Genomic DNA, 3,754 nt, shown 5'->3' with positions numbered 1-3,754 from the left:
CTCCTGAGCCCACCCCGTCACCTGAGCCCACGCCGGCTCCCGAGCCCACGCCGACCCCGTCTGAGCCGACCCCGTCTCCCGAGCCCACACCGGCCCCGGAGCCCACACCGGCCCCTGAACCCGAGCCGGTGCCTCCCGTGACGCCTGAGGGCCTGCGCGGCGAACCAGGGGCCAAAGCCCCAGGGACGCTCGTGTACGAAGCTCCGGCGACGGCCGTCTATGTCTCACCCGCAGGGTTCGACGGAGCCTCCGGCACCAGGAACGCACCGGTCAAGTCGGTCGCTGCCGCGCTCCGCATCGTCCCTAACGGGGGGACGATCGTCCTGCGTGGCGGCTCGTACCACGAAGAGGTCGTGGTGCCCGCGCAGAAGCGGGTCACCATCCAGCCGGCGCCCAACGAGTCCGTGTGGTTCGACGGCGCCGAGCCGGTCACCGGCTGGAAGGCCTCGGGAAGCACCTGGTTCGTCGACGGCTGGAACACAGCCCTCGATGCGAGTCCGACCTACACGAAGGGCGCGCCCGACAACACGGCGGCGGAGTGGAGATTCGTCGATCCGGCGCACCCGATGGCCGCGCACCCGGATCAGGTGTGGGTGGCAGGAGTCCAGCTGCGCGAGGTCGCATCCGTCGCCCAGGTCGCAGAAGGCACTTTCTTCGTCGACGATTCCGCCAAGCGTCTGGTGATCGGAACGAACCCGTCGGGCAAGTCGGTCGAGGCGAGCGTGCTCACGCAGGCGCTCTCCATCCGCTCCGCAGGGACCGAGGTGCGCGGGATCGGAGTGCGCCGATACGCCACCAGCGTCCCGCAGATGGGCACGGTCATCGCCGCTGCACCGCACGTGTCGCTCACCGATGTGACGATCCGCGACAACTCGACCACAGGCTTCTACTCGTGGGCGTCGGCGACCACGCTGACCCGTGTCTCCCTGATCGGCAACGGTCTGCTGGGCGGCGGCGCATCGCAGGCCGACGGACTGACCGTGACGCAGATGCTCTCCGTGGGCAACAACATGGAGCACTTCAACGACGCACCGGTGTCCGGCGCGTTCAAGGTCACCCGCACCAGGGGGGTGACCGTCACGGACAGCGCGTTCACCGGGAACGACGGCCGCGGACCATGGTTCGACGAGTCCGTGCTTGATATCGCGTTCACCGGGAACGATGTGATCGGCAACACCGGGCATGGCGTGATGGTGGAGCTGTCGGAACGTGCGGTCATCGCCGACAACGTCATCGCCCGAAACGGAGAGTTCGGCCTGTGGGTGCTGAACTCCGGCAGCGTCAAGATCTGGAACAACACGCTGGTCGGCAACGGGAACCGGAACATCAGCATCGCGATGGACGCCCGCCGCGCCTCCGACCCGAACACGCCGGGGCACGACCCGCGAACGCGGTACGCACCCGAGGCGTCCTGGATCACGAGGAACATCGTGGCATCGAACAACATCGTGGCCGAGAGCGCGGGCAACTGCCTGGTCTGCGTCCAGGACTTCTCCTTGCAGTACACGGGTTCGCAGATGATGTCGAGCGTCAACGGAAACCTCTATCACCGCACGTCACCGGGCACCCCCCGCTGGTTCTCCGCGTGGTCGAAGGGCTCCGTCTCGAGAGACCCCGCGGTGACGGATACGCTGGCCGCGTTCACCGCGGCCACGGGGCAGGATCGACGGTCGCAGTTCGTCGAGGGAGCCCCGGTGGTCGACGCCGGCTTCGCCCTGCTGCCGCAGTTCGCCGCGACGCAGGGGTCGGTGGCGGTGCCGGTGCCGTCCGACATCGCCTCAGTATCGCGACTCCCCGGCAGCAGCACGACACTGGGAGCCCTGCCCCGGTGACGATGTAAACATGGGTTCTCTTCTCGCTGTCGGCGCGCGTGCGCTGACGATGGTCATCGCGCTGGTCTGCGGCGTCATCACGACCCGGATGATCATCGGCGGCGCCGGCGTCGACAGCTTCGCCCTGTACACGTTGTTGACGACCATCCCCTCGCTGCTGACGTTCACAGACCTCGGCAGCGGCGCGGTCCTCGTCAACGCTGTCGCGACCAGCACGAACGTGCACACCGACGAGAAGCTGCGGTACCAGCTCACCTCCGTCGGCCGGGTGCTGCTCACCTTCGCCGCCACGGCGATGGCGATCAACACGGTCCTCGTGCTCACGGGTGCCTGGGAGCTGGTGTTCGGTGAAGCCGGAGGGCGACCGGGTGCCTCGTTGGCCGCTTTCTACTGCGTCACGATCTTCTGTCTCGGCATCCCGCTCGGGGTGTGGGCGCGGATCATGCTGGGCCAGCGTCGCAACCACATCGTGATCCTCCTCCAGGGGCTGATCTCGCCGCTCACGATGACGGGCGTCTGGCTGATGCTCACCTTCGGTGGCGAGAATCTCCATTCCTTCGTGGCGATCGCCTCCTTCGGCGCGTCTTTCCTGGTATCCGTGCTCGGCATCCTCATCACGGCTCGCACGACTTCGCCGCTGATCCCCTCGGCCGCCCGGATGGTCCTGCATCCTCGCCGCTACCCGGGCGTGCGGGTGATGGACGTCGGGTGGCCGATGCTCGCCCAGATGGTGACGTATCCGATCGCCGTCGGCTCGCAGCGCTACGTGATCGCTCAGCTGGGCGGACCCACCGACGTCGCCGAGTACGGCGTGGCGGGCCAGGTGTTCTTCGCCCTCAACGGACTCGTGATGGCCGGTGGACTCGCGCTCTGGCCGCACTTCGCGAAGAGCCGCCACGACGGTGACCTCCGGCGTGGGCCGTTCCTGCTGTCGGTCTTGTTCGCTGCGGCGATCGGCGTCGCGACTGTGATGGTGTGGCTCGTCGGCCCGTGGCTGTTCGGGTTCATCACCCAGGGCGAGCTGACGGTGCGCACGAGCACGATCTTCGCCTTCGGTCTGATGATCATGATGACGGCGGCCGTGTACCCCCTGGGGATGTTCATCATGGACAAGCCGGGAATCCGCTTCCAGGTGATCCCCACGCTCAGCATGGCGGCCGTGGGCATCACCCTCTCGTTCGTGCTCACTCCTGTGCTGGGCATCGCAGGACCCCTGATCGGCGTCGCGTTCGCCCTCGTCGTGTGCCAGCTGATTCCGTTCTCGATCTACATCGTCCGGAACAAGAAGCGGCTCACCGTGGGCGAGCTGGAACAGGTGTAGCGAGAACTCTGACCCGCCGGAGGGTGTGGCAGACCGGGGTGCGGGTCAGCCCAGGAGATGCGTCGAGATGCTCGAGCGGTAGACCTGAGGCGCGTGCCTGCGCAGGGCCTCGGCGCGGCTGTCTGCGACGGTCGAGACGATCTCATCCCACCGGGCGTCGATGTCGGTCAGCGCGGAAGCGATCGCCTCCGCATCGCCGGCCGCGACGAGCCTCGCCGTGCCGTAACCGCCTGCTGCTTCCCGGAGTCCGCTGCTGTCGCTCGCGATCACCGGTCGCAGGGCGAGGACGCCTTCGACGGCGGTGTTCCCGAAGGGTTCGTCGACGCGTGATGGCACGAGCAGCACATCGGCCTGCTCGAGGAACGGCCAGATGTCGGTGTGGAATCCGGCGAAGTCGACGGTGACCCCGGCCTCGGACGCCTGTGCACGAAGGTCGCGTTCGAACCACTCGTAGCCCTCGAAGACCGCGCCGAGGAGGGTGACCTCCACTGCGCGCCCGGCGGAGTGGAGTCGTGAGGCCGCCGCGATCACGAGATCGGGGCCCTTGCGGGGGGAGAGACGCCCGATGTAGAGCACGCGGAGGGGGCCCTCTGTGCGGGGA

3 protein-coding genes are annotated in these 3,754 nt (G+C 67.8%); 2 read left to right on the top strand and 1 reads right to left on the bottom strand.

The genetic code is table 11. The features are described 5' to 3' along the window. Together AX744_RS09765 and AX744_RS09760 are read left to right on the top strand one after the other, a co-directional pair. Positions 1-1,832, top strand: a 1,832-nt coding sequence (locus AX744_RS09765) for a right-handed parallel beta-helix repeat-containing protein (RefSeq protein WP_231728778.1), incomplete at its 5' end; no start/stop codon positions are given. A 10-nt stretch (positions 1,833-1,842) separates the two neighbouring features. Further along, positions 1,843-3,153 (top strand): lipopolysaccharide biosynthesis protein, encoded by a 1,311-nt coding sequence (locus tag AX744_RS09760; RefSeq protein WP_061016594.1) that lies wholly within the window; start codon positions 1,843-1,845, stop codon positions 3,151-3,153. A 45-nt stretch (positions 3,154-3,198) separates the two neighbouring features. On the opposite strand, the gene AX744_RS09755 is transcribed toward AX744_RS09760, so the two are convergent. Further along, positions 3,199-3,754, bottom strand: a 556-nt coding sequence (locus AX744_RS09755; RefSeq protein ID WP_157543570.1) for a glycosyltransferase, incomplete at its 5' end; no start/stop codon positions are given.

The sequence above is a fragment of the Microbacterium sp. CCH5-D1 genome, from assembly GCF_001557335.1.
In the GTDB taxonomy this organism is placed as follows: Bacteria; Actinomycetota; Actinomycetes; order Actinomycetales; family Microbacteriaceae; genus Microbacterium; species Microbacterium oxydans.
This window is presented reverse-complemented; position numbering and strand designations above follow the sequence as displayed.